Origin of the sequence: Billgrantia antri (assembly GCF_019430905.1) — a bacterium.
Classification (GTDB): domain Bacteria; phylum Pseudomonadota; class Gammaproteobacteria; order Pseudomonadales; family Halomonadaceae; genus Halomonas; species Halomonas antri.
This window is the reverse complement of record NZ_JAHYCA010000001.1, coordinates 45,991-70,881: the sequence shown is the minus strand read 5'-3', so window position 1 is coordinate 70,881 and position 24,891 is coordinate 45,991. Positions and strand designations below refer to the sequence as shown.

At 65.6% G+C, this 24,891-nt stretch carries 25 protein-coding genes; 20 read left to right on the top strand and 5 right to left on the bottom strand.

Annotation, left to right across the window (positions count from 1 at the left end; translation table 11 throughout):
- Positions 1-44: 44 nt before the first annotated feature.
- The 3 genes from KPL81_RS00330 (at position 45) to KPL81_RS00320 (ending at position 1,750) form a co-directional block, all read left to right on the top strand.
- Complete coding sequence (locus tag KPL81_RS00330) at positions 45-641, top strand: LemA family protein (protein WP_219790235.1); 597 nt, start codon at positions 45-47, stop codon at positions 639-641.
- Between the two features lie 6 nt (positions 642-647).
- Entirely contained in the window at positions 648-872 is a 225-nt protein-coding gene (locus KPL81_RS00325) for a hypothetical protein (protein ID WP_219790234.1), read from the top strand.
- A gap of 161 nt (positions 873-1,033) precedes the next feature.
- Positions 1,034-1,750 carry a prolipoprotein diacylglyceryl transferase gene (locus tag KPL81_RS00320; RefSeq protein WP_219790233.1) on the top strand — a complete coding sequence of 239 codons (717 nt, stop codon included), beginning with the start codon at positions 1,034-1,036 and terminating at the stop codon, positions 1,748-1,750.
- Positions 1,751-1,874: 124 nt separating this feature from the next.
- On the opposite strand, the gene KPL81_RS00315 is transcribed toward KPL81_RS00320, so the two are convergent.
- Entirely contained in the window at positions 1,875-2,081 is a 207-nt protein-coding gene (locus tag KPL81_RS00315) for a cold-shock protein (protein ID WP_111413787.1), read from the bottom strand.
- Between the two features lie 327 nt (positions 2,082-2,408).
- On the opposite strand from KPL81_RS00315, the gene KPL81_RS00310 reads away from it, so the two are divergent.
- Entirely contained in the window at positions 2,409-3,050 is a 642-nt protein-coding gene (locus KPL81_RS00310) for a LysE family translocator (RefSeq protein ID WP_209473437.1), read from the top strand.
- Between the two features lie 8 nt (positions 3,051-3,058).
- Here KPL81_RS00310 and KPL81_RS00305 read toward each other — a convergent pair whose 3' ends face one another.
- Positions 3,059-5,017: a transglycosylase SLT domain-containing protein gene (locus tag KPL81_RS00305; RefSeq protein WP_422674091.1), complete on the bottom strand. Its 1,959-nt coding sequence runs from the start codon at positions 5,015-5,017 to the stop codon at positions 3,059-3,061.
- A 168-nt stretch (positions 5,018-5,185) separates the two neighbouring features.
- Between KPL81_RS00305 and KPL81_RS00300 the strand changes: the two genes are divergently transcribed.
- From KPL81_RS00300 to sixA, 8 genes are all read left to right on the top strand, one after another.
- Complete coding sequence (locus KPL81_RS00300; protein ID WP_338035577.1) at positions 5,186-5,524, top strand: YkvA family protein; 339 nt, start codon at positions 5,186-5,188, stop codon at positions 5,522-5,524.
- Between the two features lie 45 nt (positions 5,525-5,569).
- Positions 5,570-6,064 carry a PaaI family thioesterase gene (locus tag KPL81_RS00295; RefSeq protein ID WP_219790232.1) on the top strand — a complete coding sequence of 165 codons (495 nt, stop codon included), beginning with the start codon at positions 5,570-5,572 and terminating at the stop codon, positions 6,062-6,064.
- A complete protein-coding gene (locus KPL81_RS00290) occupies positions 6,057-6,527 on the top strand; it encodes a PaaI family thioesterase (protein ID WP_219790231.1) in 471 nt (156 codons plus the stop codon). Before KPL81_RS00295 ends, KPL81_RS00290 begins: the two co-directional genes overlap by 8 nt.
- Positions 6,528-6,619: 92 nt before the next feature.
- A complete protein-coding gene (gene htpG / locus KPL81_RS00285) occupies positions 6,620-8,524 on the top strand; it encodes a molecular chaperone HtpG (protein ID WP_209473434.1) in 1,905 nt (634 codons plus the stop codon).
- A 280-nt stretch (positions 8,525-8,804) separates the two neighbouring features.
- Complete coding sequence (locus tag KPL81_RS00280) at positions 8,805-10,376, top strand: Re/Si-specific NAD(P)(+) transhydrogenase subunit alpha (RefSeq protein WP_209473433.1); 1,572 nt, start codon at positions 8,805-8,807, stop codon at positions 10,374-10,376.
- 15 nt (positions 10,377-10,391) lie between these two features.
- Positions 10,392-11,834, top strand: coding sequence for an NAD(P)(+) transhydrogenase (Re/Si-specific) subunit beta (locus KPL81_RS00275; RefSeq protein WP_219790230.1), 1,443 nt, complete (start codon positions 10,392-10,394; stop codon positions 11,832-11,834).
- 115 nt (positions 11,835-11,949) lie between these two features.
- Positions 11,950-13,023, top strand: a complete 1,074-nt coding sequence (locus KPL81_RS00270) for an NAD(P)H-dependent glycerol-3-phosphate dehydrogenase (protein WP_209473431.1) — start codon at positions 11,950-11,952, stop codon at positions 13,021-13,023.
- A complete protein-coding gene (sixA, locus tag KPL81_RS00265) occupies positions 13,020-13,493 on the top strand; it encodes a phosphohistidine phosphatase SixA (RefSeq protein ID WP_209473430.1) in 474 nt (157 codons plus the stop codon). Before KPL81_RS00270 ends, sixA begins: the two co-directional genes overlap by 4 nt.
- A gap of 28 nt (positions 13,494-13,521) precedes the next feature.
- On the opposite strand, the gene KPL81_RS00260 is transcribed toward sixA, so the two are convergent.
- On the bottom strand, positions 13,522-14,469 hold the full coding sequence (locus tag KPL81_RS00260) for an AEC family transporter (RefSeq protein ID WP_209473429.1): 948 nt from the start codon (positions 14,467-14,469) through the stop codon (positions 13,522-13,524).
- Positions 14,470-14,688: 219 nt separating this feature from the next.
- On the opposite strand from KPL81_RS00260, the gene KPL81_RS00255 reads away from it, so the two are divergent.
- Genes KPL81_RS00255 through KPL81_RS00245 form a run of 3 tightly spaced genes read left to right on the top strand, consistent with a single transcriptional unit; the run spans position 14,689 to position 17,447 of the window.
- Positions 14,689-15,504: an alpha/beta fold hydrolase gene (locus KPL81_RS00255; protein ID WP_219790229.1), complete on the top strand. Its 816-nt coding sequence runs from the start codon at positions 14,689-14,691 to the stop codon at positions 15,502-15,504.
- On the top strand, positions 15,501-16,361 hold the full coding sequence (locus tag KPL81_RS00250; protein WP_219790228.1) for an alpha/beta fold hydrolase: 861 nt from the start codon (positions 15,501-15,503) through the stop codon (positions 16,359-16,361). The genes KPL81_RS00255 and KPL81_RS00250 overlap by 4 nt, the downstream gene beginning before the upstream one ends.
- 27 nt (positions 16,362-16,388) lie before the next feature.
- Entirely contained in the window at positions 16,389-17,447 is a 1,059-nt protein-coding gene (locus KPL81_RS00245) for a patatin-like phospholipase family protein (protein WP_219790227.1), read from the top strand.
- Here KPL81_RS00245 and KPL81_RS00240 read toward each other — a convergent pair.
- Positions 17,444-18,022 carry a Smr/MutS family protein gene (locus KPL81_RS00240; RefSeq protein ID WP_219790226.1) on the bottom strand — a complete coding sequence of 193 codons (579 nt, stop codon included), beginning with the start codon at positions 18,020-18,022 and terminating at the stop codon, positions 17,444-17,446. The genes KPL81_RS00245 and KPL81_RS00240 overlap by 4 nt on opposite strands.
- Before the next feature lie 116 nt (positions 18,023-18,138).
- Between KPL81_RS00240 and prmB the strand changes: the two genes are divergently transcribed.
- From prmB to phaC, 5 genes are all read left to right on the top strand, one after another.
- Entirely contained in the window at positions 18,139-19,089 is a 951-nt protein-coding gene (gene prmB, locus KPL81_RS00235; protein ID WP_219790225.1) for a 50S ribosomal protein L3 N(5)-glutamine methyltransferase, read from the top strand.
- A gap of 31 nt (positions 19,090-19,120) precedes the next feature.
- On the top strand, positions 19,121-20,206 hold the full coding sequence (gene aroC, locus KPL81_RS00230; RefSeq protein ID WP_219790224.1) for a chorismate synthase: 1,086 nt from the start codon (positions 19,121-19,123) through the stop codon (positions 20,204-20,206).
- Positions 20,207-20,275: 69 nt separating this feature from the next.
- Positions 20,276-20,659, top strand: coding sequence for a DUF6489 family protein (locus tag KPL81_RS00225; RefSeq protein WP_219790223.1), 384 nt, complete (start codon positions 20,276-20,278; stop codon positions 20,657-20,659).
- Between the two features lie 208 nt (positions 20,660-20,867).
- A complete protein-coding gene (locus KPL81_RS00220; protein ID WP_219790222.1) occupies positions 20,868-21,314 on the top strand; it encodes a phasin family protein in 447 nt (148 codons plus the stop codon).
- Positions 21,315-21,488: 174 nt separating this feature from the next.
- Positions 21,489-23,327 carry a class I poly(R)-hydroxyalkanoic acid synthase gene (gene phaC / locus KPL81_RS00215; protein ID WP_219790221.1) on the top strand — a complete coding sequence of 613 codons (1,839 nt, stop codon included), beginning with the start codon at positions 21,489-21,491 and terminating at the stop codon, positions 23,325-23,327.
- 67 nt (positions 23,328-23,394) lie between these two features.
- Here the strand turns inward: phaC and lnt are convergent, their stop codons facing one another.
- Complete coding sequence (gene lnt, locus KPL81_RS00210) at positions 23,395-24,873, bottom strand: apolipoprotein N-acyltransferase (RefSeq protein WP_219790220.1); 1,479 nt, start codon at positions 24,871-24,873, stop codon at positions 23,395-23,397.
- Positions 24,874-24,891 lie beyond the last annotated feature (18 nt).

Genomic DNA, 24,891 nt, shown 5'->3' with positions numbered 1-24,891 from the left:
GCACTGGCGGAGTCGTCGCCCGGCGCCGGCAACGAGGAGATAACATGCAACTCACGACAATCGTGCTACTGGTCGTGTTGGTGCTGATGGTTATCTATGCCGTCAGCATCTACAACCGCTTGGTGGCGCTGAAGAACCGCTATCAGAACGCCTTTGCCCAAATCGAGGTGCAGCTCAAGCGCCGCTACGACCTGATTCCCAATCTGGTCGAAACCGCCAGGGCCTACATGGCTCACGAGCGCGACACCCTCACCGCTGTGATCGAGGCGCGCAACGTCGCCCTGAGTGGGCTGAAATCGGCCGCCGCCCGGCCGGGCGAGCCCGGTGCCATGGCCGAGCTCGCCGGTGCCGAGGGAGCGCTCGGGGCTGCCCTGGGGCGCCTCAATGTCGTAATGGAGGCTTATCCGGATCTGAAGGCCTCCGACAACATGCGCCAGCTCTCCGAGACGTTGATCAGCACCGAGAACCGTGTCGCCTTTGCCCGTCAGGCCTTCAACGACGCGGTCATGCAGTACAACACCTACAAGCAGAGTTTCCCGCCGGTGCTGCTGGCGGGGCCACTGGGACATAGCCCGGACGCGGCGCTGCTGGAGTTTGACGACAGCGCCAATATTCAGGCGGCACCGCGCATCAACTTCTGACGGCACATGGCGATGGATTTCTTTGGCGCCCAGGCGCGCGCGAAACGCCTCACCCTGTGGCTGGTCGTGCTGCTCATCGTCGCCGTGTTGGGCATGTTCGCTGCCGCCGTAGCGGTGGTCGCGCTTGCCAGGCTGCTGATCGGAGGTGCTGCCCTGGCCAAGGCGCTAGGTGACCTGGCCTCGTCCATCCCGAGCAGGCGGACCCGCTGCGGGCCGTGGCTTGGTTGTTAGGCTGTCCGTTACCGCTGGCCGCTCTGAATGAGAGCGGGAATGGATCGTTTTCCCCGCTTGGTGTCCAAGCAGTAGGGTGACTGCCCCGGCGGCTTGCAGCGCTCGTCGGGCTCTGCTGGAATAAGCCCCTTTGCGGGTCTCATATGGATGGGAGAAAACCGATGGCCAAGACACCCTGGATCCCGGCCGCCGCGGCCTTGACCCTTGCCCTGCTGCTCGCGGGCTGTGGCGACGACGGCGAGGAAGCGTCAGCGCCAGCCCAGGATGGCGAGCCCCCGACCGAGACAGCGCCTGCGCCCGAGCCCGAGTCCGAAGAAGAAGTCACCGCGAACGAGTCCGCGGCCTCGCCGCCCTCGGAGGATGCGGAGTCATCGGCGGCGGACGAGCCTGCGCCTGGCGACGAGGAGGAAGTTGGCGCCGAGACGCTGGCTGAAACCCCTGACGAGACCCTGGAAGAGGGCGGCGCGCTCCCGGGAGAGCCGACCCGCGATGACATCGAGGCGATTCTCGAGGACACCGAGCGGCGTTTCGAGGAGGCCCAGCGCAAGATCGACCAGCAGTTCAAAGAGGCGGAGCAGAGTCGGCCCGAACTCGAGCCGATGGAGAGTGGCGAAGAAAGCGCGGTCTCTGACATAGAGCGAGAGGCGGAGCGCTCCGGCGAGGTATCTCAGTCCGATGTCGACGCCTGGCTCGAAGAGACCGAGCGGCGCTTCGAGGAGGCGCAGCGCGAGCTCGACCGGCAGTTCGAAGAGGCGGAGAAGAGTGAGCCGAGCAGCGGCCTGCCCAGAATCGAGTCCGAGCAGCAGGCCGAGGCAGGCAGCGAGAAGGAGTCCCAGCCCGAGAACCGGTCACAGGACGAGCCCGGTTCGGGGACCTAGGCCTTGCTGGCGCCATCGCCTACTCGTGCAGCAAGGAAAAAGGCCCACTCTCTCGAGTGGGCCTTTCGGCGCTTCGCCGAGTCATTCTACTATACCCGGCACCGGGTCTACCGAGGGGGAAGCCTCAGTTGGAAACCCGAATGTTGGAGGCCTGAAGGCCTTTCTTGCCCTGGGTCACGTCGAAGGTCACCTTCTGACCGTCCTGCAGGGTCTTGAAGCCTTCAGCCTGAATCTCGGAGAAATGCGCGAACAGGTCATCACCGCCGTCGTCCGGAGAGATGAAGCCGTAGCCCTTGGTATCGTTGAACCACTTGACAGTGCCAGTTGCCATTGTCGATTTTCCTTACTTACTGATTGATCGTGCCGGGCACCGGCGATACCGGGCCCAAACTGCGTGGGCTAGAGGGGAAAAGTGCGCTTCGGGTGCATCGAAAGGCTCGACATACGACGGGACGACTTTCCACTTGCTGACCAACGCCGCGGAAGCAACGTCACCCGTGCCTTCCGCTCAATCCACTGTAGTTAGAAAAAAACCGAGCGTCCAGCGAATCCGTCGTCTTAAATTGGCAATACTTCATATGGCACACCGTCAACCTCGCGGTGCTCAGGCGCTCGCCATGCCGGGTCTGTCATGCCCCTACTCAACCGGAGGTCCCTCATGCTGGATGCTCAGTTCTGGCCCTTTCTGATCGCCATTACCCTGCTGTCGATGAGCCCAGGGGTCGATACCCTGCTGGTCATACGCAATACCACCCGCGGCGGGGTGCGCGATGGTGTGATCACGAGCCTTTCGATCTGCTGCGGCCTGTTCGTGCATGCCACCATCTCGGCGCTGGGCATCTCGCTGATCCTGCTGCAGTCGGCTTGGGCGTTCAACGCGCTCAAGCTGGCAGGGGCTGCCTACTTGATCTGGCTGGGCATAAACGGCCTGGTGTCAGCCTGGCGCGGCAGGGGATTGCCGGTAGATGCGATGCAGAGCGAGCGTCAGGCCGTTCCGCTGTGGCGCCCGCTGCGCGAGGGGCTGCTTTCCAACGTGCTCAACCCCAAGACGATAGTCTTCTACATGGCCTTCCTGCCCCAGTTCATTGCGCCGACCGACCCGGCACTGCTCAAATCGCTGTGGCTTGCCGGGGTCCACTTCGTGATCGCCAACCTGTGGCAGATCGCCATCGTGTTCATGGTGGGCAGCGCCGGGCGCTGGTTTGGCAGCCGGCGCTTCGCCCGCACGCTGAACGGAGCGACCGGCACCGTGTTGATACTGTTCGGCATCAGGCTGGCACTGGAGCGCCAGCCTGGCTGAGAAGAGTGTCAGTTGCTGGCGAGCAGCGAGGCATCGTAGCGCATTGTCTTCTCCGCCTGGCTGAGCATCGCCACGCCTTCGCTGCTGCCGCCGTTGGCCAGGCTCTCGAAAATGACCCGGTAGGAGAGCACCGCCTGCACGTAGTCGCGGGTCTCGCGGAAGGGGATCGACTCGACGAACAGGTCGAACTCTTCCGGTGCGTCGCGCAGCCAGCGGTCCACCCGGCCGGGGCCGGCGTTGTAGGCCGCCGCTGCGGCCAGGCGGTTGCCGCGGTAGCGGTGGGTCATGTCGCGAATGTAGGTGCTGCCAAGGCGGATGTTGAGTTCGGGGTCGAGCACACCGTACGGCCCGGGGTCGCGGATGCCGAGCTGGCGGCTGAGCAGTGAGGCGGTGCCCAGCATGAGCTGCATCAGGCCGCGGGCGCCGGCCGGCGACAGCGCCTCCGGATTGTAGGCGCTCTCTCGCCGGGCGATGCCCATCAGCAGGTAAGGATCCACGCCGGTCTGCTGTCCCCAGTGCAGGAAATGCTCGCGGTAGGCCTCCGGGAAGCGCCAGTCCAGCGCATCCCAGAGCTCGGCAGCGATGGTGGTCTGCACCAGTCGTGCGTGCCAGCCGCGATGCGCGGCATAGTCGGCCAACGCTCTGACTTCGCGTGGCGTGGCGTTGGTCGCGGCATGCAGCCACTCGCTGTTGGCCAGCCCCTCCTCGCCGATGCGCAGCAACGCCTCGGTGCGCTGTACCGTAGGCCACTGGGCTACCTGATCGCGGAAATCGTCATTGAAGGTGCTGCGTTCCAGGTTCAGCGAGTAGGGACGCCCGATACGATCGGCAGCGGCAAAGCCGAAGAAGTTGCGTTCCTGTGCTGCTCGCGCATAGGCCACCTCGGCTAGCTCCTGGTTACCCAACTGCTCGTTGGCGCGAGCCTTCCAGTACTGCCAGCGACTGTCGGCGGCGACATCCTCGGGCAGATGCTCGACCCAGCGCAGCACGTCGTTCCAGTCGCGCTGGGTCAGCGCGTGGCGGATGCGCAGTTCAAGCACGCGTGCGGTGCCGATCCGCGGCAAGGCCTCGTCGACCCAGCCCAGGTTGTGTTCGACGTTACGCACCAGCGAGTAGAAGGCGAGTTCTTCCTCGATGGCGTGGCGATGGTCCTGTTCGATCGGCAGGTGTGGTGCGATCTTGCGCCAGGCCTCCATGGCGGCCTCGGTGTCGGCACGAATGAACCCCTGCATGGCGGCAACGAAGAGTGGTCCGCTGCCGCGGCATTCGGGTCCGATGCAGGTAGGAATCCGGGTGATGTCGGCATAGCTGCGCTGCAGTCGCTCCACGGCGTCGCGGCCCTCCTGCCAGCGGCTGCCGAGCAGTCGACCCAGGTAACTGACGAGACCGCTCTCGCCCTGCTCCCAGGCCAGCATCATGCGCTCCCAGATATCGAACTCGCTGATCTCGCCGCTGGCGCGCAGGTGGTCGAAAAGGGTGTCGCAGGCATCCGGCTGCGAGCGGCCGACGCGCCACAGGGCGCGTCCCCCTTCGGCCGCGGCCTGGGGGTCGCTGCCGAGCAGCGCCGTGTAGTAGTAGCATTGACGCTCGGTACCGCTGGGCTCGCCGTCGGCCACGGCGAGCAGACTGCCGTAACGGCCGGCGGCGCCATAGCGGGCGATCGCCTGGCCGCGCATCCAGTCGGCGACGGGCGCCCCACGATGACGCTCGATGAATTCCAGGATCTGGCCCGGCTCGGCCTGTGGCAGGCGGCTGCGCAGGCGGTGATACTCGACATAACCCTCTAGCACATGGCCGCTGATGGCGGCCTCGTCGATACGCTGCCACTGATGAAGGCGTGCGGCTTCTAGCGCTTCGCGCATGGCAGCGTCATCGGCCTGGCCGACCAGCGGCAGGCAGAGAAAGGAGGTGGCGACCAGGAAGCGGCAGTGCCTCAGGCATTGCCTCAAGGTGAGCATCGGCGACATGGTAACGACCTCGTTCGGTTCGCGGGCGGCATGGGTGGTGAGATGGTCAGCAGGCACGATGGGAGTAGTGTCGCACTAAATCAGCGGAACTACGAGGTAGGTGTCGTGCCGGGGAACGCCTATGGTGAAGGGGCTCACTGGCGATTACGGAGAATCGAGGAGTACGAAGTGAAACCGTGGAATATCGTGGGTCGGCTGCGCCGACGCTCGCGGGCATTGGGACGGATTACACGCGCGCTCAAGCTGTTCGTGCCCATGTGTGGCGACGTGGTGAAGGGCCGCTACCGGCCACCGCCGTGGCCGGCCTTCGGTTGGATGCTGGCGGCGCTGGCCTATCTCGTCTCGCCGTTGGATCTGATTCCCGACTGGCTGCTTCTGCTCGGAGTCGTCGATGACATGGTCGTCGTCGGCTGGCTGCTGACAAAGGTCGATCGCAGCCTGGACGCGTACCGCGGCTGGCGAGGTTTTCCCGTCATGGAAGAGGGGGACGACGAGGGGGAGTTTTGATACGCTCGTTTGATTCCTGCCCCTGGACTTGTGTGAGGCCGCGAGATGCCCGACGTACCTTCCCCCACCGTGGATGAGTGGCGTGCCGCCCTGGCGCGCTTCGTGACTGTGATACCGCACACTCGAGAATTGGGTCTCGAGGTCGTTTCCGTCGCTCCGCCGACGGTGACCATGTGCCAACCGTGGCGCGACGACCTGCTCGGCGACGTCGAGCGCGGACTCGTTCATGGCGGTGTGCTGAGCCTGCTACTCGATACGGCTTGCGGCTCGGCGGTGCTCTGCGGCCTGCCGCGCCCCGAGGTCTGCCCGACCCTGGACCTGCGCGTCGACCACTACCGCCCGGCAGTGGCCGGCAAGCCGATCTGGGTCGAGGCTCGGGTGCTGCAGGTCACGGCCTCGATGGTCTTCACCGAGGGGAGGGTATGGCAGGAGCCGGGATGCACCGTTGCCCGCGGCATCGGCAATTTCGTCCGTCTGGGCGAGCGCAATACGCCGGAAGGCTTCGCCGAGGCGCTATTCGAGGAGGTGAATCATGACTGAGGGCTTCCACGACGCGGCCTGGCTGGCCAGAACCCGGGCCCAGGGGGACGTGGCTGCCTGGCTCGAACGGCTGCCCTATGCCCGCCACATCGGCGTTACGGCGAGCCCCGACGCCGGTGGCGATGGCCTTGTCTTTCGCCTCGAGCCGCACCAGCACAATATCGGCAATATTCTGCTGCCGGCGTTGCATGGCGGCGTGGTGGCCGCCTTCATGGAAACCGCAGGTACGCTGGACCTCATGCTATCCGCGCGCGAGCCGCGACTGCCACGCATCGTCGATTTCTCCATCGATTATCTGCGCACGGCGCGCGTCGTGCCGACCTTTGCGCGATGTCGCCTGCTGCGCGAAGGGCGGCGCCTGGCCAACGTGCAGGTCACGGCCTGGCAGGAATCGGAGGATCAACCGGTGGCCACGGCTCGCCTGCATCTGGTCCTGGGGGTGCCGGAACCAAGCGACGCTTGAAAACCTGGAGCCGGCCCCCATATCGCTGAACAGTTCAAAAACGGCGTCGCGTCATGCGCCGCCGCGGGTTCAAGCCATGAGGTAACCGATCCATGTCCACGACCGCTCACGAGGAAACCCTCGGCTTCCAGACCGAGGTGAAGCAGCTGCTGCACCTGATGATCCACTCCCTGTATTCCAATCGGGAGATCTTCCTGCGCGAGCTGATTTCCAACGCCGCCGACGCCTGCGACAAGTTGCGCTATGCCGCGCTCGACAACGATGCGCTGTACGAAGGCGACAGCGAGCTGCGCATCGAGATCGAGCATGACGAAAAGGCTGGCACCGTCACCGTGCGCGACAACGGCATCGGCATGAGCCGTGACGAGGTGATCCAGAACCTGGGCACCATTGCTCGCAGCGGCACCGCCGAGTTCCTCAAGCAGCTCTCCGGCGAGCAGCAGAAGGATGCGCGGCTGATCGGCCAGTTCGGGGTGGGGTTCTACTCCAGCTTCATCGTCGCCGACGAAGTCACGGTGCGTACCCGCAAGGCGGGCAGCGACAAGAGCGAGGGTGTCGAATGGCGCTCGAAGGGCGAGGGCGAGTTTACCGTCGCCGACCTCGAGCGCGAGGCACACGGCACCGAGATCGTCCTGCACCTGAAGAAGGAAGCCAAGGAGTTCGCCGACGACTTCCGCCTGCGCAGTCTGGTGCGAAAGTACTCCGACCATATCGAAGTGCCGGTGCGCATGCCGAAGGTCGAGACGGCCAAGGACGACGAAGGCAACGAGATCGAAGGCAGCGAGGTCACCACCTGGGAAACCGTCAACGAGGCCACCGCGCTGTGGGTGCGGCCCAAGAGCGAGGTTTCCGACGACGAGTACAAGGCCTTCTACAAGCACGTGGCCCACGACTTCAGCGATCCCCTGACCTGGAGCCACAACAAGGTCGAGGGCAAGCTCGAGTACACCAGTCTGCTCTATGTACCGGGGCGCGCGCCCTTCGACCTCTATGAGCGCGATGGCTCCCGCGGAGTCAAGCTCTACGTCCAGCGTGTCTTCATCATGGACGACGCCGAGCAGTTCCTGCCACTCTACCTGCGCTTCATCAAGGGCGTGCTCGACACCCGCGAGCTGTCGCTCAACGTCTCCCGCGAACTGCTGCAGCAGGACCCCAAGGTCGAGAAGATCAAGGGCGCGCTGACCAAGCGGGCGCTGGACATGCTCAAGAAGCTGGCCAAGGACCAGGAGGCCTACCAGACCTTCTGGAACACCTTCGGCAGCGTGCTGAAGGAGGGCCCGGCCGAGGACTTCGCCAATCGCGAGAAGATCGCCGCACTGCTGCGCTTCTCCACCACCCACACCGACAGCGCCACCCAGGATCAGTCGCTGGCCGACTACGTCTCGCGCATGAAGGAGGGCCAGGAGAAGATCTACTACATCGTCGCCGACGGCTTCAACGCGGCGAAGTCGAGCCCGCATCTGGAGATCTTCCGCAAGAAGGGCATCGAGGTGCTGCTGCTCCACGACCGCATCGACGAGTGGCTGATGAGCCACCTGAACGAGTTCGAGGGCAAGCGCTTCGTCGACGTGGCCAAGGGCGAGCTCGACCTCGGCGAGATCGAGGGCGAGGAAGAGAAGAAGGCCCAGGAGGAGACCGCCAAGGCCAAGGAATCGCTGGTCAAGCGCGTCAAGGAAGCGCTGGGCGACGCCGTGCAGGAGGTCAAGGTGACCCATCGACTGACCGATTCTCCTGCCTGCGTGGTGTTGCCGGAGCATGAGATGGGCTTCCAGATGCGCCGCATCATGGAAGCCGCCGGCCAGAAGATGCCGGAGGTCAAGCCGATACTCGAACTCAACCCGACCCATGCGCTGGTCGAGCGGCTCGAGGGCGCCGAAGGCGAGCGCTTCGCCGATTTGGCCCAGGTACTGCTCGACCAGGCGATCATCGCCGAGGGTGGCCACCTCGACGACCCCGCAGCCTACGTCAAGCGGCTCAATACGCTGCTGACAACCTAGGGCGTACGACGGGCGTCGTCACGGCGAGGCCCGTCGCTTGATGGCCGCATGCCTACGCGTTTTCAAGCCGCCTGCAGGCGGCTTGTTCATGTCCATATGCGTCCCGCCATGTATCTTTGACGTCAACGTCATCGTTCATTTTTTTCCGATATTTCAGCTGCATAGTTTTACATTCGAAGGTGTTGGAAAAGCTGCGCAGCGGTTGTGCATCGCGGCATGGTCAGGTATGAATAACTGTTTGCCCTATTCGACCTTTCTATAACCATAAGGGAGATCCAACGTGAAGATTGGTGCACCCAAGGAGCTCGCCAAAGGAGAGGCGCGTGTCGCGCTGACCCCTGACAGTGCGCAGTTCATCAAGAAGCTAGGACACGAATGCTTGATCGAATCCGGGGCCGGTATCGCCGCCGGTTTCGATGACGACGCCTATCGCGCCGCCGGTGTCACGGTGGTGGAGAGCGCCGAGGCGCTGTGGCGCGAGGCCGAGGTCGTGATCAAGGTACGCGAGCCCACGGATGAAGAAGCCGACCTCCTGCGCGAAGGCCAGACCCTGATCGCCTTCTTCTGGCCGGCGCAGAACGAGGCCCTGCTGGAGCGCTGCCGGGCCAAGGGCGCGACTGTGGTCGCCATGGACATGGTGCCGCGTATTTCGCGGGCCCAGAAGATGGATGCCCTCTCCTCGATGGCCAATATCGCCGGCTATCGCGCGGTGATCGAGGCGGGCAATCAATTCGGCCGTTTCTTCACCGGCCAGGTCACCGCCGCCGGCAAGGTGCCTCCGGCCAAGGTGCTCATCGTCGGTGCCGGCGTGGCGGGGCTTGCCGCCATCGGCACCGCGACCAGCCTGGGGGCGGTGGTGCGTGCCTTCGACGTGCGCCCCGAGGTGGCCGAACAGATCGAGTCCATGGGTGCCGAGTTCCTGTTCCTCGACTTCGAGGAGAATCAGGACGGTTCCGGCACCGGCGGCTACGCGGCGCCTTCCAGCCCCGAGTTCCGCGAGAAGCAACTGGCGCTGTTCCGTGAGCAGGCGCCCGAGGTCGACATCGTCATCACTACTGCCCTGATCCCGGGGCGGCCGGCGCCCAAGCTGTGGCTCGAGGACATGGTCAAGGCGATGAAGCCCGGCTCGGTGATCGTCGACCTGGCCGCCGAAAAGGGCGGCAACTGCGACCTGACCGTACCGGACGAGCGGATCGTCAGCGACAACGGCGTCGTGGTGGTCGGCTATACCGACTTCCCCTCGCGCATGGCGACGCAAGCCTCGCTGCTGTATGCCACTAACATCCGTCACATGCTCACCGACCTCACACCGGAGAAGGACGGCAGCATCGTCCATGACATGGAGGACGACGTCATCCGTGGCGCCACGGTGACGCACCAGGGCGAGATCACCTTTCCGCCGCCGCCGCCCAAGGTCAAGGCGATCGCCGCGGCGAAGCCCAAGCCCAAGGAGAAGGAGCCCACTCCCGAGGAGCGGCGAGCGGCCGAACATGCTGCCTTCAAGGCGCAGACCAAGCGCCAGGCGACCCTGCTGGGTGCCGGTGGTCTGCTGATGCTGGTGCTCGGCCAGGTGGCGCCTGCCTCCTTCATGCAGCACTTCATCGTCTTCGTGCTGGCCTGCTTCGTCGGCTTCCAAGTGATCTGGAACGTCAGCCACTCGCTGCATACGCCGCTGATGGCGGTGACCAATGCCATCTCGGGGATCATCGTGCTCGGGGCGGTACTGCAGATCGGCTCCGGGAACTGGCTCGTCGTGCTGATGGCGGCCATCTCGGTGCTGATCGCCACCATCAATATCGTGGGCGGCTTCCTGGTGACACGCCGGATGCTCGCCATGTTCCAGAAATCGTAAGCGCGGAGACAACACATGCTGAGTCAAGGATTCGTGTCTGCCGCGGCGATAGCGGCAAGCGTACTGTTCGTCCTTTCCCTGGGAGGGCTGAGCAATCAGGAAAAGGCCAAGCGGGCCGTGTGGTACGGCATCGTCGGCATGGCCGTGGCGGTCTTCTTCACCGCCTTCGGGCCGGGGATCGGCGCCTACTGGCTGATGATTCCGATGGTGATCGTCGGCGCGGTAGTCGGCGCCTACGTGGCCAAGAAGGTCGAGATGACCGAGATGCCGCAGCTGGTGGCGGCGCTGCACAGCTTCGTCGGCCTGGCCGCGGTGTTCGTGGCCTGGAGCGCGGACCTCGAGCGGCGCCGCGTGCTGGCGGCCCGGGCCCTCGATGCGGGCGCCGAGCAGTTCTCGGCCTTCGCCGCGCTCGTCGCCACCAAGGCCCCGGATGAGCTGATGTTCCTGCAGATCGAGGTGGTATTGGGCGTATTCATCGGCGCGGTGACCTTTACCGGCTCTGTGATTGCCTTCGGCAAGCTCGCCGGCAAGGTCGACGGCAAGCCGAAGCAATTGCCCGGTGGCCACCTGCTCAACGCTGGGGCGGCCGCGCTTTCGCTGCTGCTGGCCATCCTCTACCTCAACGGCGCCGGCTTCTGGACACTGCTGCTGATCGCCGCGCTGGCCTTCTTCATCGGTTACCACCTGATCATGGGCATCGGCGGCGCCGACATGCCCGTGGTGGTGTCGATGCTCAACAGCTACTCCGGCTGGGCCGCGGCGGCCATCGGCTTCACGCTCTCCAACGACCTGCTGATCGTCACCGGCGCACTGGTGGGCTCTTCCGGTGCCATTCTGTCGTACATCATGTGCAAGGCGATGAACCGCAATTTCGTCAACGTCATCCTCGGTGGCTTCGGCGGCACCCAGGGACCGGCGGCCGAGATCGAGGGCGAGCAGGTGGCGATCGATGCCGGCGGGGTGGCGAGCGCGCTCAACGATGCCGACAGCGTGATCATCGTGCCGGGCTACGGCATGGCCGTGGCCCAGGCCCAGAACGCGGTGAGCGAGCTGGTGCGCAAGCTGCGCTCGGCGGGCAAGGAGGTTCGCTTCGGTATCCACCCGGTAGCGGGGCGCTTGCCGGGCCACATGAACGTGCTGCTGGCCGAGGCCCGGGTGCCCTATGATATCGTGCTGGAGATGGACGAGATCAACGACGACTTCGCCAGCACCGACGTGGTGATCGTCATCGGCTCCAACGACATCGTCAACCCTGCTGCCCAGGAGGATCCCAACAGCCCCATCGCCGGCATGCCGGTGCTCAAGGTGTGGGAGGCCAAGCAGGTATTCGTCTGCAAGCGCGGCCAGGGTACCGGCTATTCGGGCATCGAGAACCCGCTGTTCTTCAAGGAGAACACGCGCATGTTCTACGGCGATGCCCGGCAGAGCATCGACTCGCTGCTGTCGCAGATCGATTGAGGCAGTCCGGGCTTGGGCCCGCCGTCCAATGACGAGACATGCCCCCGCAAGGGGGCATTCTTCGTTACACTCTTGACGGAATCTCCTGAGACTTCGTTCGATTCACGGGGCAGACATGTCAGACGATCCCATGCGGGTAGCAGTACTGGGCGGCGGCAGCTTCGGCACCGCGCTGGCGAGCATCGCCGCCGACAATGGCGCCAGGGTAAGCCAGTGGCTGCGCGACCCCGAGCTGGCGGCACAGATCGACCGCGAACACCGCAACCCGCGCTACCTGCCGGACTATGCCATCAACCCGGCAGTGCGGGCATTCAGCAACATGGAGGAAGCGCTCGAAGGCGCCGAGCTGGTACTGGTGGCGATTCCCTCCAAGGCCTTCCGTGACGTGGTGCGCCAGGCCCGGCCCTGGCTCCATCCCGACCAGATTCTGGTGAGCACCACCAAGGGGATCCAGGAAGAGGGCTTCAAGTTGATGAGCCAGATCCTCGAGGAGGAAACGGGCTTCACCCATATCGGCGTGATCTCGGGGCCCAACCTGGCCACCGAGATCGCCCAGAAACAGCTCACCGCCACCGTGGTGGCCAGCGACGATGCGCTGACACGCACCCGGGTGCAACAGGCGCTGGGCTGCGACTATTTCCGCGTCTATGCCAGCAACGACCGCTATGGCGTCGAGCTGGGCGGAGCGCTCAAGAACATCTATGCCATTGCTGCCGGCATGGCCGCGGCCCTGGGCATGGGCGAGAACACCCGCAGCATGCTGATGACCCGGGCGCTGGCCGAGATGGGCCGCTTCGCCGTCAGCCTGGGCGCCAATCCCATGACCTTCCTCGGGCTGGCCGGGGTGGGCGACCTGATCGTGACCTGCTCGTCGCAGCTGTCGCGTAACTACCGGGTCGGTTACGCCCTGGGCCAGGGCAAGGGGCTGGACGAGGCCGTCGAGGCATTGGGTCAGGTCGCCGAGGGTGTCAATACGGTGCGTCTGGTGCGTGACAAGGCACGTGCGGATGGTGTTTACATGCCGCTGGCCGAGGGGCTCTACCAGGTCCTGTTCGAAGGTGTGCCGGCGCGCGAGATGGCGCGCATGCTGATGCGCGGCGAGCAAAGCAGCGACGTGGAGTTCGTCCTGCCACGCGAAGCCGTGCAACAGGCTCATCGCCGAATCGAGGCGGATGAGGGCGGGGCATGACGGCGCAACTCTTTATCATGCGCCACGGCGAGGCGGCTGCAGGGCATCCAGACAGTGAGCGCGAGCTGACCACCCGCGGACAGGCCGAGGCCGAACGCATGGCCGGCTGGTTCGGTCGGCAGGCGCTGGCAGGTGCCCGACTCTATACCAGCCCCTTCGTGAGGGCGCGTCAGACGGCTTCGCCGGTGGCCGAGGCGCTGGGTATCGAAGCCGAGGTGTTGCCACTCATCACACCCGACGACTCGCCGGCGGCGGTATGCGACTGGCTGATTGCCCATGCCAGCGATACGCCCATCGTGCTGGTCAGCCACATGCCCTTGGTAGGGCTGCTCGCCGAGCTGCTGACGGAGGGCAGGGCGCTTCGCGGTCTAGGCTTTCCCACGGCCGCCGTGGCCGAACTCGAGGGCGAAGTCTGGGCGGCGGGTTGCGCCAGGCTGCTGCGTTTCAGGGCACCCGCTGACATTCGCTGAGCCAGGGTGATCGAAGCCCGGCTGAGCCTCAAATCCAGCCGATCACCTTCAGCGCGAACACGCCGCCGGTGACGGTCAGGCTGGCCAGCAGCGTGGTCAACGCGATGATGTTGGCCGCCAGCGCGGCGTTGCCGCCCATGGCCTTGACCATCACGAAGCTGGCCGCGGCGGTGGGACTGGCGAAGAACAGGAACAGCACCCCCAGCTCGCGCCCCTCGAAGCCGAACAGCCAGGCGCCCAGGGTGGCGCCCAGCGGCAGGCTGACCATCTTGATCAGGCTGGCGCCGGTTGCCAACCGGCCCGAGGCCCGGATCGAGCCCAGCGACAGGGTGGCGCCGATGCAGATCAATGCCAGCGGCAGGGTCAGCGAGGCGAAGTATTGCCCCGAGGTCATCAGCCAGCCGGGAAGGCGAAGTTCCAGGGCGGCCACCGGCACGGCGACCACCACGGCCAGGATCAGCGGGTTGCGCAGAATGTGGCCGGCGATGCTGCGCCAGTTGGTGCGCTTGCCCTTCTGGTAGGTGGCGAGCACGACAACCGAGAAGGCATTGTAGGTGAGGATCACCACGCCGAGCAGCAGCCCGCCGGCAGAGAGCCCGTAGTCGCCGTACATGCCGGCGGCCAGCGCCAGGCCGACGATGCCGCAGTTGCCGCGAAAGGCGCCCTGCACGTAGACGCCCCGCTCGGCATGGGGCACGCGCAGGATGGCCCAGCCCCAACTGAGCAGGAAGCTGGCCAGCGTGGCCAGGGCGAAGTATCCCAGCATGCCGGGATTCAGCGTGGCGTCCAGGTCGGCCTTGATGATGCTGAGGAAGATCAGCGTCGGCATGGTGGCGCGGAAAACCAACTGCGAGGCGGTCGTTACGAAGGCATGATCGATCCAGCCCAGACGCTTGAGGCCCAGACCGAGAAAGACCATGGCGAAAACCGGCAAGGTGATCTCAAGGGTGGCGAAGAAGAGGTCGAGCAGGCTCATCCACGCACCAGCCACAGGCCGATCACGATGGCGGCGGTTACGGTGATCCAGAATAGGCGGTTGCGTAAGCGAGTGTCGCGCCGGGGCCGGGTGGGGCGAGGCATGATGGACTCCAGAGAAGCGGACGGCATGGGCCGGAGGTCGACTTGGCGAGATAGAGTAAACCCGTTAGCCTGCTATCGCCACTAGCGGCTTGCCAGACTGATATGGGACCCCGCCATGAACGAACGTCACCCCTCCATGCGGCCGCGGCTGGTCTTCGCCCACGCCAACGGCTTTCCGGGCATGAGCTATCGCAGCCTGCTGGCGCCACTGCACGAACGTTTCGACATTCACCCCGTCGATCGTCTCGGTCACCATCCCGCCTATCCCGTGGGAGCCAACTGGCTGGCGCTGCGCGATGAACTTCTCGAGCATGTGCCGGAGGCCGACGGTCCCGTCATCGGCGTCGGACACTCCATGGGCGGGGTGCTGATGGCCATGGCCGCAGAGCATGCACCGCAGCGCTTTCGCTGCGTGGTGATGCTCGATCCTCCGCTGATGCTGGGCCTCGACGCCTGGAGCATGAAGGTCGCCAAGCGCTTCGGCTTCGTTGACCGAGTGACGCCCGCGGGCAAGAGCAGGGCGCGCCGTGCCAGCTGGCCAGACCGTGAGGCCATGGCCAACCACCTGCGCCGCCGGGGGCTGTTCCGTCGCTTTACGCCCGATGCCCTGCACGACTACGTCGAGGGCGGTACCCGGCTGCGCGATGATGGCAGCGCCGAGCTGATCTACGACCCGGCCATCGAGACCGAGATCTTTCGCAACCTGCCCGATCACCTGGCCCGTCTGCCGCGCCGGCTGCACATTCCCTTCGGTGTCCTGGTGGGCGGCGACTCCGACCTGATCACGCCCAGGCGCCGACGACGCCTGGCCAGCCATGGCATTCCCCTGGCCCTGGTGCCGGGCACCCACATGTTTCCCATGGAGCATCCCGAAGAGACCCGCCAGGCCCTGCTGGCCATGCTCGACGACCTGCTGGGAGGTGAGGTATGAACCCGGCACACTCGCTGAGCCTGGCCGAGGGGCGACTGGCTGCGCTCGCCTGGGGGCGCGAGGATGTGCCCACCTGGCTGGCGCTGCACGGCTGGCTGGATAACGCGGCCAGCTTCAGCCGGCTGGCGCCCCTGCTGGTCGAGCGCCTCGGCATTCGCCTCGTGGCGCTGGATTTCGTCGGGCACGGCCACTCGGAACATTGCGAGGGTGATTACGCGCTGTGGGACTACTGCCACGACCTGCTCGACGCCGCCGACGAGCTGGGCCTGGAGCGGGTTTCGCTGTTGGCCCACTCCATGGGCGCGGGGGTGGCCTGCCTCACTGCAGCGGCGCTCCCGGAGCGCATCGAGCAGCTGGTGTTGATCGACGGCCTGGGCGCCGTGACCACCCCGGCGGCGGAGAGCGCCGTCCAGCTGCGCAAGGGCCTGCTAGCGGCCCGGCGCACGCGTTCGGTGGCGCCGCGCTATCCTGATAGCAAGACCGCAGTGGCGGCTCGCGTCGCGGGGGGCGTGACGCCGATCGACGCCGATACGGCGACGCCTCTGGTCGAGCGTAACCTAATACGAGAGGCCGATGGCCATGTACGCCTGCGCACCGACGGCCGGCTGCTGTGGCCCTCGCCGGTACGGCTGAGCCCCGAGCAGGCGCTGGCGCTGCTGGGCGCGATCAAGGCGCCGCTCTTGCTGATCGAGGGCGAGCGCGGGATCCTCGGCGAGCGCGACATGGCCCGGGCGGCCCGGGCGGCCGTGCCGCAGCTGAGGCGCGAGGTACTGCCGGGAGGGCACCATCTGCATCTGGAACCCGAGAGTGTGGACGCCGTGGCAGAGGCCATCGCGAACTGGCAAGTGGCACCGTAGCGGAGAACGACCTTCCGGGGAGGCGTGATGAGCAGCAGGCAGACGGCGAAAACGGGCAAGCGGGTGGCGCTGACCCTGGGTAGCGGTGGCGCACGCGGTTACGCCCATATCGGCGTGATCGAAGTGCTGGAGGCGAGAGGCTACGAGATCGTTGCCCTCTCCGGCTGCTCGATGGGCTCGGTCATCGGCGGGGTATACGCCGCGGGGCAGCTCGAGGCCTACCGCGACTGGGTCTGCCAGTTGGACTACTTCGACGTGCTCAAGCTGGTTGACGTCACCTGGAGCCCGATGGGAGCGATGCGTGCCAGCAAGGTGATGAGCAAGCTCGAGGAGCTGGTCGGTGACATTCTGATCGAGGATCTGCCGATTCCGCTGACCACGGTGGCCACCGACCTGGTGCGTCAGCGTGAAGTGTGGTTCCAGTCCGGGCCGCTGCTGCGCGCGATACGGGCGTCCATCGCCATTCCGGGCGTCATCACGCCGGTTCACATTGGTGAAAATACCCTGGTCGACGGGGGGCTGCTCAACCCGCTGCCGATCACCCCTACCGTTTCGGCCCACGCTGATATGATGCTGGCCGTCAACGTGACCGCCCACAGCGCCCGGCCGGTGTCACTCGACGACCTGCTGCCGGCCGAGGCTTATGAGGAAGCCGACTTTGAAGCGGAAGCCGTGGCGCGCAAGTGGATGGACGTGCGCGGGGCAACGCGCTGGCTGTTCGAAGGCCTCGGCGGTCCCGAGACCGACGCCGCCGAGGAGGATGCCAAGGCGGTGCCGGCGCCGGGTGGAAGACGCGCTTGGGGGCGGATGGACATGATCCTGGCCTCCTTTGACATCACCCAGGCCTCCCTGGCCAAGTACAAGATCGCCGGCTATCCCCCAGATGTACTGATCGAAGTGCCCAAGACGGTGTGCGGTGCCTTCGAGTTTCATCGTGCCCAAGCACTGGTCCGCCTGGGGCGTCATCTGGCGATGGAGGCGCTGGATCGCTATGAGGGGCGCAGTCACAGCGGCGATGGTGGCAGCGCCGGCACTATCGTCGAGCCACCACAAATGCCGGCCGACAGCGAGACGGGGAAGGGCTAGAGGGGCTGACCGCGACGTCGAAGCAGGACATAGACGGCGCCGGTGCCGCCGTCGATCTCCCGAGCGGAGCAGAAGGCCAGTACCGTCGGCCACTCGCGTAGCCAGGCATTCACGTGGCTCTTGAGCACCGGATAGTCCGCCGAACTGCCCCAGGCCTTGCCATGAACCACCAGCACGCAGCGCATGCGGTTGCCGACCGCCTCCTTCAGGAAGCTCTCGAATTCCAGGCGCGCCTCGTCGAGGCTGTAGCCGTGCAGGTCCAATCCCGCCTCCCACACGATCTGGCCGCGCTTGAGTTGGCTGCGGGTCCGGTAGGGCAGATCGGGGAGGGCGAAGTCGAGAAATTCCGACGGCCTGACAGGCGCCACGCGACCGTCGCTGGTGCGGCTGGTGCTGCCCGAAGTCTCCGCCGCCACTGCGGCGGCGCGCCGTTCGGCCGTCGCGGGATCCCGCCGCCTGGGGCGTCCCGGGTCGGCGCGGTTGACGGCGAGGCGACGCACGCCGGCCTCGCGCAGCGCCTGGCGAAAGGCGTTGGTGTCATCATCGTCGTCATCGGGTGGGTGGCGTTGGCTCATGAGGTCTCGCGTGGTGTCGTCGAGCGGCCAGTATAGCGGCCTTGGCGTGGCTGTGAACCGCCTGCCGCCACGGGTACAATCGGCACATCGCTCATCATCGACCCGCAGGACCTGACGTGGCTAACTCCACCGCTTCCCGTTCGACCCTTACCCTGGATGACGAGGCGCTGTGTCGCGACCTCGTTACCCTGCGCGACTACCTGCGCTGGGCCGCCAGCGAATTCCACCTGGCCGGGCTGTGTCATGGCCATGGTACCGACTCGCCCTGGGACGAAGCCGTCGCCCTGACGCTGGGTGCGCTGCATCTGCCCTGGAACGTCGACCCGGCGGTGCTCGAAGCCAGACTGTTGCCGATGGAACGCGCGCGCATCGTCGGCCTGGTGCGCGAACGCATCGCCTCGCGTCGGCCGCTGCCCTACCTGCTCGGCGAGGCGTTCTTCGCCGGCTTTGCCTTCGACGTCGACGAACGTGTGCTGATTCCGCGCTCGCCCATTGCCGAGCTGATCGAGACCGGCTTTGCCGCCTGGTTTCCCGAAGAGCCGCCCGCCAGGGTGCTCGACCTGTGCACCGGTTCGGGCTGCATCGGTATCGCCACGGCGCTCTATCTGCCGACCTGCGAGGTCGACCTCTCCGACGTCAGCACCGATGCCCTGGCCGTCGCCAAGCAGAATATCCAGCGTCACGACGTTGGCGTGCGGGTGCGGGCGGTGCTCTCGGATCTGTTCGAAGGTCTGGCCGGGCAGCGCTACGACCTGATCGTCTCCAACCCGCCCTATGTCGATGCCCGGGATCTTGCGACCATGCCCGCCGAGTATCGCCACGAGCCAGAGCTGGCGCTGGGCGCCGGTACCGATGGGCTCGACATCGTGCGGCGTATCCTGCGCGAGGCGCGCAACCATCTCAGCGACGACGGCGTGCTGATCGTCGAGGTCGGCAACTCCGACCGCCATTTGGAGGCCGCCTTCCCCGAGGTCCCTTTCCTGTGGCTCGACTTCGAGCGCGGCGGCCAGGGCGTGTTCGCCCTCACTGCCGCGGAACTCGACGCCCATGCGGCGTCCTTCGCCTGATCCATTCCTCTAGATATCGGGAGGCACGCCCATGTCCGGCAACACCTTCGGCAAGTTGTTCACCGTTACCACATTCGGCGAAAGCCACGGCCCGGCACTAGGCGCCATCGTCGACGGCTGCCCGCCGGGGCTGGCGCTCAGCCAGGAAGATCTACAGCGGGACCTCGATCGTCGCCGCCCCGGTACCTCGCGACATACCACCCAGCGCCGCGAGCCCGATCGAGTACGCATCCTGTCCGGTGTGTTCGAAGGCGTGACCACCGGCACCGCCATCGGCCTGCTGATCGAGAACACCGACCAGCGTTCCAAGGACTACGGCAACATCAAAGATCAGTTCCGCCCCGCTCATGCCGACTACACCTACCATCACAAGTACGGCATCCGCGACTACCGCGGCGGCGGTCGCTCCAGCGCCCGTGAAACCGCCATGCGGGTGGCCGCCGGCGCCATCGCCAAGAAGTTCCTGGCGTCCCAGGGCATCACCGTGCGCGGCTACATGAGCCAGCTCGGCCCGCTCGAGATCGTCTTCAAGCAGTGGGCGGCCGTGGACGAGAACCCCTTCTTCTGCCCCGATCCCGAGCGCGTGCCCGAACTCGAGGCGTTCATGGACCAGCTGCGCCGAGATCAGGATTCGGTGGGTGCGAAGATCACCGTGGTGGCCGAAGGGCTGCCTCCGGGCTTGGGCGAGCCGGTCTTCGATCGGCTGGATGCCGAGCTGGCCCATGGCCTGATGAGCATCAATGCGGTGAAGGGCGTGGAGATCGGCGACGGCTTCGCCGCTGTGGCGAGCCGCGGCAGCGAACACCGTGACGAGATGACGCCCGACGGGTTTCTCTCCAACCATGCCGGCGGCGTACTCGGCGGCATCTCCTCGGGGCAGCCGTTGATCGCTCACCTGGCGCTCAAGCCAACCTCCAGCATCACCATCCCGGGACGCAGCATCGACGTTTACGGCAACCCGGTCGAGGTGGTGACCAAGGGTCGCCACGATCCTTGCGTGGGCATTCGTGCCACGCCGATCGCCGAGGCGATGATGGCGCTCACGCTGATGGACCACCTGTTGCGTCATCGTGCGCAGAATGCCGCCGTCAGGGTGGCGACACCGGTGCTGCGCTGAGCCTGGCCCGAGGCGTTGAGTCTGGCGCCGAGTTGCTACACTGAAGACACACTGAAGCAGGGAAACGCCATGAAGATAAACGTCGAGTTCGATCTGACCCCCGAGGAGTTCCGGCGGGCCCTGGGCCTACCCGATGTCGAAGCCTTCCAGCAGGAGCTGCTGGGCCGGATTCAGAAGCAGATGGAATCCGGGGTCGAGGGCTACGACCCCATGAGCCTGATGAAGCCCTTCCTGCAGCAGGGCTTCCCCCAGGACATGAGTCAGGGGCTCTCTCAGGGATTGGCCAGTTTCGGTACCTATCAGCAGATGATGCTCGACATGCTGCGCCAGGCAGGGAGCTCGATGGGCAAGTCACGGGAGCCCGCCGAGGCGGGCGAGGCCGAGGCCGCACCGAAGGGCTCGGGCAAGACTGGCTCGGCCAGTGCGCGCTCTCGTTCACGGCGCTCGGAGTGACGGTTGCCGGGGCATCGCCCTGTGGAAGTGGAAGGGTATTGCAGCGAAGGCCCTGTCAAGCTACGCTTTGTGCGGTGCAGCATGAATGCCGCCGGGCCGCGCCATGGCGTCGGCCTGCATCGCAAGGCGCAGGGAAGTCGCCAGGCAAGTCGACGATAGTGGCGCTGGCGCCGCCCCGCATGTTTCCGGTCCACAGGAGGTCTACCCCATGCAGGACAAGATGCTCGATGAATTCAACCAGCAGACGCGGCGTTTCTTCGAACCCATGCGCAAGCTGAACTCGCTGATGCTCGGTAACATGGAGAAAATGACCGAGTACCAGCTCGAGGCGATGAAACGCTACAGCCAGATGGGTACCGAGCGCATGCGCAGCGCTTCCGAGATTCGTGACGCTCAGGATCTGCAGGCCTTCGGGGCGCAGCAGGCCGAAATGATGAACGAACTCTCGCGCCAGATGATGGAGGATGCGCAGACCCTCGGCGAGATGAGCCAGCAATTCCGTACCGAGCTGGAGCAACTGTTTGGCGAAGTCAGCCAGGAGCTGAGCGATCAGGCCAAGCAGGCCCAGCCGAACGAAACGAGTGCCAAGCCGGCCGCAACGAGCAAGAGCGATGCCCCGGCCAAGGCCAGCAGCCAGGCCTCGCGCAAGAGCTGATCCCATAGGGCCGCCCGTCGCGGTACGGGCGGCTTTGGCTGTCATGATGAGCCACCGCCGAACCGGCAGGTGCCGGTCAGGCGGTGGCTTGGTGTCGTCGAGCGGGGCATGCCTTGCGCATGGCTCGATGGCATGCGGTGAACTAAGTCAAGGGTCCGAGAACAGGAGAGGGCGATGCAGTCAGGGGATGCGGTTTTCTCCCAGGTCGAACTGGAAGAGTGGAAGGAACAGCTACAGGAGATGGGCCAGCATTACCAAGGCCTGTTGCAGGATCTGCTCGAACGCATGGCACCCGATGCAGCCGCCGATTCGATCCAGGCCGACATGCGCGAAGCCTTCCAGGCCGGCGCCGAGTCGCTGATGCGCAACCCCCAGTTGCTGTGGCAGACCCAGGCGCGACTGATTCAGGACCAGTACCAGCTCTGGCAGCAGGGCTTGCAGGCTCTGACCGGCACGCCGGGCGAGCCGCTGGTGAATCCGCCCAAGGGGGATCGGCGTTTCAAGGACGAAGCCTGGCAGCAGGAGCCCTATTACCGTGCCATCATGCAGCAGTACCTGCTGTTCTCCGGCGCGGTCGAGGAGCTGATCGAGCAGCTCGACGGCCTGCCCGAGAGGCAGAAACGCAACCTGTCGTTCTATGCCCGTCAACTGGTCAACGCCATGGCGCCGACCAACTTCGTCACCACCAATCCCGAGGTGATGCGCCGGACCCTCGAAACGAAAGGCCAGAACCTCGTCGAGGGGCTGGCTCAGCTACGGCGCGACCTGGGCAATTCGGCCGACGGCCTCAACGTGGCCATGACCGATCGCAGCGCCTTCGAGATCGGACGCAACATCGCCGTGACGCCCGGCTATGTGGTCTACGAGAACGAACTGATCCAGTTGCTCCAGTACACTCCGACCACCGACACGGTGTTCAAGACGCCGCTGCTGGTCGTGCCGCCGTGGATCAACAAGTACTACATTCTCGATCTGCGCCAGGACAACTCCTTCGTCAAGTGGCTGGTCGATCAGGGGCATACGGTGTTCCTGGTTTCCTGGCGCAACCCGGGACCCGAGCAGCGCGACCTGACCTGGGCCGACTACATGCAGATGGGGCCCATCGCCGCCATGGGGGCCATTGAGCAGGCCTGCGGCGAGAAGTCGGTCAACCTGCTCAGCTACTGCATCGGCGGTACCCTGGCGGCATCCACCGTGGCCTATCTCACCAGCACCCGCCGCGGACGCAAGGTCAAGTCGGTGACGTACATGGCCACGCTGCAGGATTTCCGTGATCCCGGCGAACTCGGCGTACTGCTCAGCGAGCCGATCCTGCAAGGCATCGAGGCGCGCATGGAGGAGGATGGCTACCTGGATGGCCGCTCCATGGCCTATACCTTCAACCTGCTGCGCGAGAATGACCTGTTCTGGTCCTTCTACGTCAGTAACTACCTGAAGGGCGAGAATCCTGCACCGTTCGACCTGCTCTACTGGAATACCGACGGCACCAACCTGCCGGCGGGTACCCACGGCTGGTACCTGCGTCATATGTACCTCGAGAACCGGCTGGTGGAGCCGGGTGGAATCGAGCTCGACGGCGTGCGCATCGATCTGCGCAAGATCTCGACGCCGAGCTATTTCGTCTCCACCAGCGAGGACCACATCGCCAAGTGGAACAGCACCTACTATGGTGCGCTGCTGCCCAAGGGGCCGGTGACCTTCGTGCTGGGCGGCTCCGGCCACATCGCCGGCATCGTCAATCCTCCGGCGCGAAACAAGTACGGGTACTGGACCAACGACACGCTGCCGGACGATCACGAGGCCTGGAAGGAGGGTGCCGAATTCCACGAAGGCTCGTGGTGGCCGCACTGGCAGCAGTGGATGACCGAGAACGGCTACGCCGATGCCGACAAGCGCGTGCCGGCACGTCAGCCCGGCGAGGGCGAACTCAAGCTGCTGGAGGAGGCGCCGGGGCGCTACGTGCGCATGACCATCCCCGAGGTGCTGGGCGAGGTGCCGGCCAAGGCCGACTGAGTTTTCAGGTCCATGCCAGTGGAACGACGAGGCCCGCGCAAGCGGGCCTCGTCGCATGCGCCGGGGGCTAGAAGTGTCGTCGCTGACGCCGTGGCAGCTGCAGTCCAGGTAGTACCAGCAGTGCGCTGAGCAGCCACACCGGCCAACTGCCGCTGCGGGTGAAGGGGGTCAGACCCTGCATGGGCACGGCCTCGGCCAGCAGCGTCACGGTCTCGAACTGAGGCGCGCTGGCGACGATGTGGCCGTGATGGTCGACCACGGCCGTCACGCCATTGCTGGTGGCGCGGATCACGTAGCGGCCGTTTTCCAGCGCGCGCAGGCGGGCCATCTGCAGGTGCTGAAGCGGACCGATCGATGCGCCGAACCAGGTGTCGTTGGATACCGTCAAAAGCAGCTCGGCATCCCGGGCCCGTTCGGCTACCAGGTCGGCGTAGATGATCTCGTAGCAGATAGCATTGCCGATCACGGTACCTGCAGCGCGAATCGGCGGCTGGCTCGCTGGCCCGGGTGTCATGGCCGGCATGGGCAGGTCGAAGAAGGCGATGGTGCCCCGCAGCCAGCGCTCCAGCGGCAGGTACTCGCCGAAGGGCACGAGATGCTCCTTGCGGTATTCGCCCTCGGCGTTACCCAGGGCGATCACGCTATTGTAGTAGAGCCCACGCCCCTCGCGCTGGAGGATGCCGGTTAGCAGGGCGCTGTCCGGTGCCAGGTGGACCTGGGCGCGAGCCAGTAGCGGCTCGGCCTCGTCCTCGAACATCGGTAGCGCCGCCTCTGGCCAGATGATGAGATCGGCCTCGTCGGCATGCTCACGGGTCATGTCCAGATAGGTGTTGGCAGCGGTTCGCTGACCTTCCGGTGTCCATTTGATCAGTTGATCTAGGTTGCCCTGAAGCAGCGCTACCTGCAGTGGTTCGCCGGCAGGCTCGGTCCACTGTGCGGGCAGTGACAACGGCGCGAGCCAAAGCGCGGCAATGGGTAGGAGTGCCCACCAGCGGCGGTGCAGGAACTCCACGCCCAGCGTGCCGGACAGCGCGACGATCAGCGACAACAGGTAGACTCCGCCGACCGGCGCCCAGAGGGCCAAGGGCGAGTCGACGTGCGAGCTGCCCAACAGCAGCCAGGGGAAGCCGGTGAACAGCCAGGTGCGCAGCCACTCGCCCAGTACCCAGGCGCCGGCGAAGCTGAGGAAGGCGAGGCGCGGTCCGCACAGCAGGCGGTAAAGCCATAGCGTCGCGGCAGGGAACAGCGACAGGGCGCCAACGAACAGACTGGTCAGGAACAGCGCCAGGGGCACACCGGTATAGCCGTAGTCATGGATCGAGACGTAAACCCAAGAGGCGCCTGAGCCGAACAGGCCGACGCCGTAGCACCAGCCCAGCAGCGCCGCGCGGCGTGGATGCAGCGGTTTGACCGCCCAGTAGACGAGGCCCGCCGCCAGCGGGCCGAGCCACCAGAGTTCATAGGGCGAAGCGGTCAGGGTGGTGAGCACCCCGGCAACGAGCGCTGACAGATAGCCAAGCGACGACGGCAGGCGAGAGTGGGTCATGGCGTGTCGTTTCCTGAG

What these genes read in the sequence shown, in the direction of transcription:
- KPL81_RS00330 (WP_219790235.1), top strand. Translation starts at nt 45, where the DNA reads ATGCAACTCACGACAATCGTGCTACTGGTCGTGTTGGTGCTGATGGTT.
- KPL81_RS00325 (WP_219790234.1), top strand. Translation starts at nt 648, where the DNA reads ATGGCGATGGATTTCTTTGGCGCCCAGGCGCGCGCGAAACGCCTCACC.
- KPL81_RS00320 (WP_219790233.1), top strand. Translation starts at nt 1,034, where the DNA reads ATGGCCAAGACACCCTGGATCCCGGCCGCCGCGGCCTTGACCCTTGCC.
- KPL81_RS00315 (WP_111413787.1), bottom strand. Translation starts at nt 2,081, where the DNA reads ATGGCAACTGGCACTGTCAAGTGGTTCAACGATACCAAGGGCTACGGC.
- KPL81_RS00310 (WP_209473437.1), top strand. Translation starts at nt 2,409, where the DNA reads ATGCTGGATGCTCAGTTCTGGCCCTTTCTGATCGCCATTACCCTGCTG.
- KPL81_RS00305 (WP_422674091.1), bottom strand. Translation starts at nt 5,017, where the DNA reads ATGTCGCCGATGCTCACCTTGAGGCAATGCCTGAGGCACTGCCGCTTC.
- KPL81_RS00295 (WP_219790232.1), top strand. Translation starts at nt 5,570, where the DNA reads ATGCCCGACGTACCTTCCCCCACCGTGGATGAGTGGCGTGCCGCCCTG.
- KPL81_RS00290 (WP_219790231.1), top strand. Translation starts at nt 6,057, where the DNA reads ATGACTGAGGGCTTCCACGACGCGGCCTGGCTGGCCAGAACCCGGGCC.
- htpG (WP_209473434.1), top strand. Translation starts at nt 6,620, where the DNA reads ATGTCCACGACCGCTCACGAGGAAACCCTCGGCTTCCAGACCGAGGTG.
- KPL81_RS00275 (WP_219790230.1), top strand. Translation starts at nt 10,392, where the DNA reads ATGCTGAGTCAAGGATTCGTGTCTGCCGCGGCGATAGCGGCAAGCGTA.
- KPL81_RS00270 (WP_209473431.1), top strand. Translation starts at nt 11,950, where the DNA reads ATGTCAGACGATCCCATGCGGGTAGCAGTACTGGGCGGCGGCAGCTTC.
- sixA (WP_209473430.1), top strand. Translation starts at nt 13,020, where the DNA reads ATGACGGCGCAACTCTTTATCATGCGCCACGGCGAGGCGGCTGCAGGG.
- KPL81_RS00260 (WP_209473429.1), bottom strand. Translation starts at nt 14,469, where the DNA reads ATGAGCCTGCTCGACCTCTTCTTCGCCACCCTTGAGATCACCTTGCCG.
- KPL81_RS00255 (WP_219790229.1), top strand. Translation starts at nt 14,689, where the DNA reads ATGAACGAACGTCACCCCTCCATGCGGCCGCGGCTGGTCTTCGCCCAC.
- KPL81_RS00250 (WP_219790228.1), top strand. Translation starts at nt 15,501, where the DNA reads ATGAACCCGGCACACTCGCTGAGCCTGGCCGAGGGGCGACTGGCTGCG.
- KPL81_RS00245 (WP_219790227.1), top strand. Translation starts at nt 16,389, where the DNA reads ATGAGCAGCAGGCAGACGGCGAAAACGGGCAAGCGGGTGGCGCTGACC.
- KPL81_RS00240 (WP_219790226.1), bottom strand. Translation starts at nt 18,022, where the DNA reads ATGAGCCAACGCCACCCACCCGATGACGACGATGATGACACCAACGCC.
- aroC (WP_219790224.1), top strand. Translation starts at nt 19,121, where the DNA reads ATGTCCGGCAACACCTTCGGCAAGTTGTTCACCGTTACCACATTCGGC.
- KPL81_RS00225 (WP_219790223.1), top strand. Translation starts at nt 20,276, where the DNA reads ATGAAGATAAACGTCGAGTTCGATCTGACCCCCGAGGAGTTCCGGCGG.
- KPL81_RS00220 (WP_219790222.1), top strand. Translation starts at nt 20,868, where the DNA reads ATGCAGGACAAGATGCTCGATGAATTCAACCAGCAGACGCGGCGTTTC.
- phaC (WP_219790221.1), top strand. Translation starts at nt 21,489, where the DNA reads ATGCAGTCAGGGGATGCGGTTTTCTCCCAGGTCGAACTGGAAGAGTGG.
- lnt (WP_219790220.1), bottom strand. Translation starts at nt 24,873, where the DNA reads ATGACCCACTCTCGCCTGCCGTCGTCGCTTGGCTATCTGTCAGCGCTC.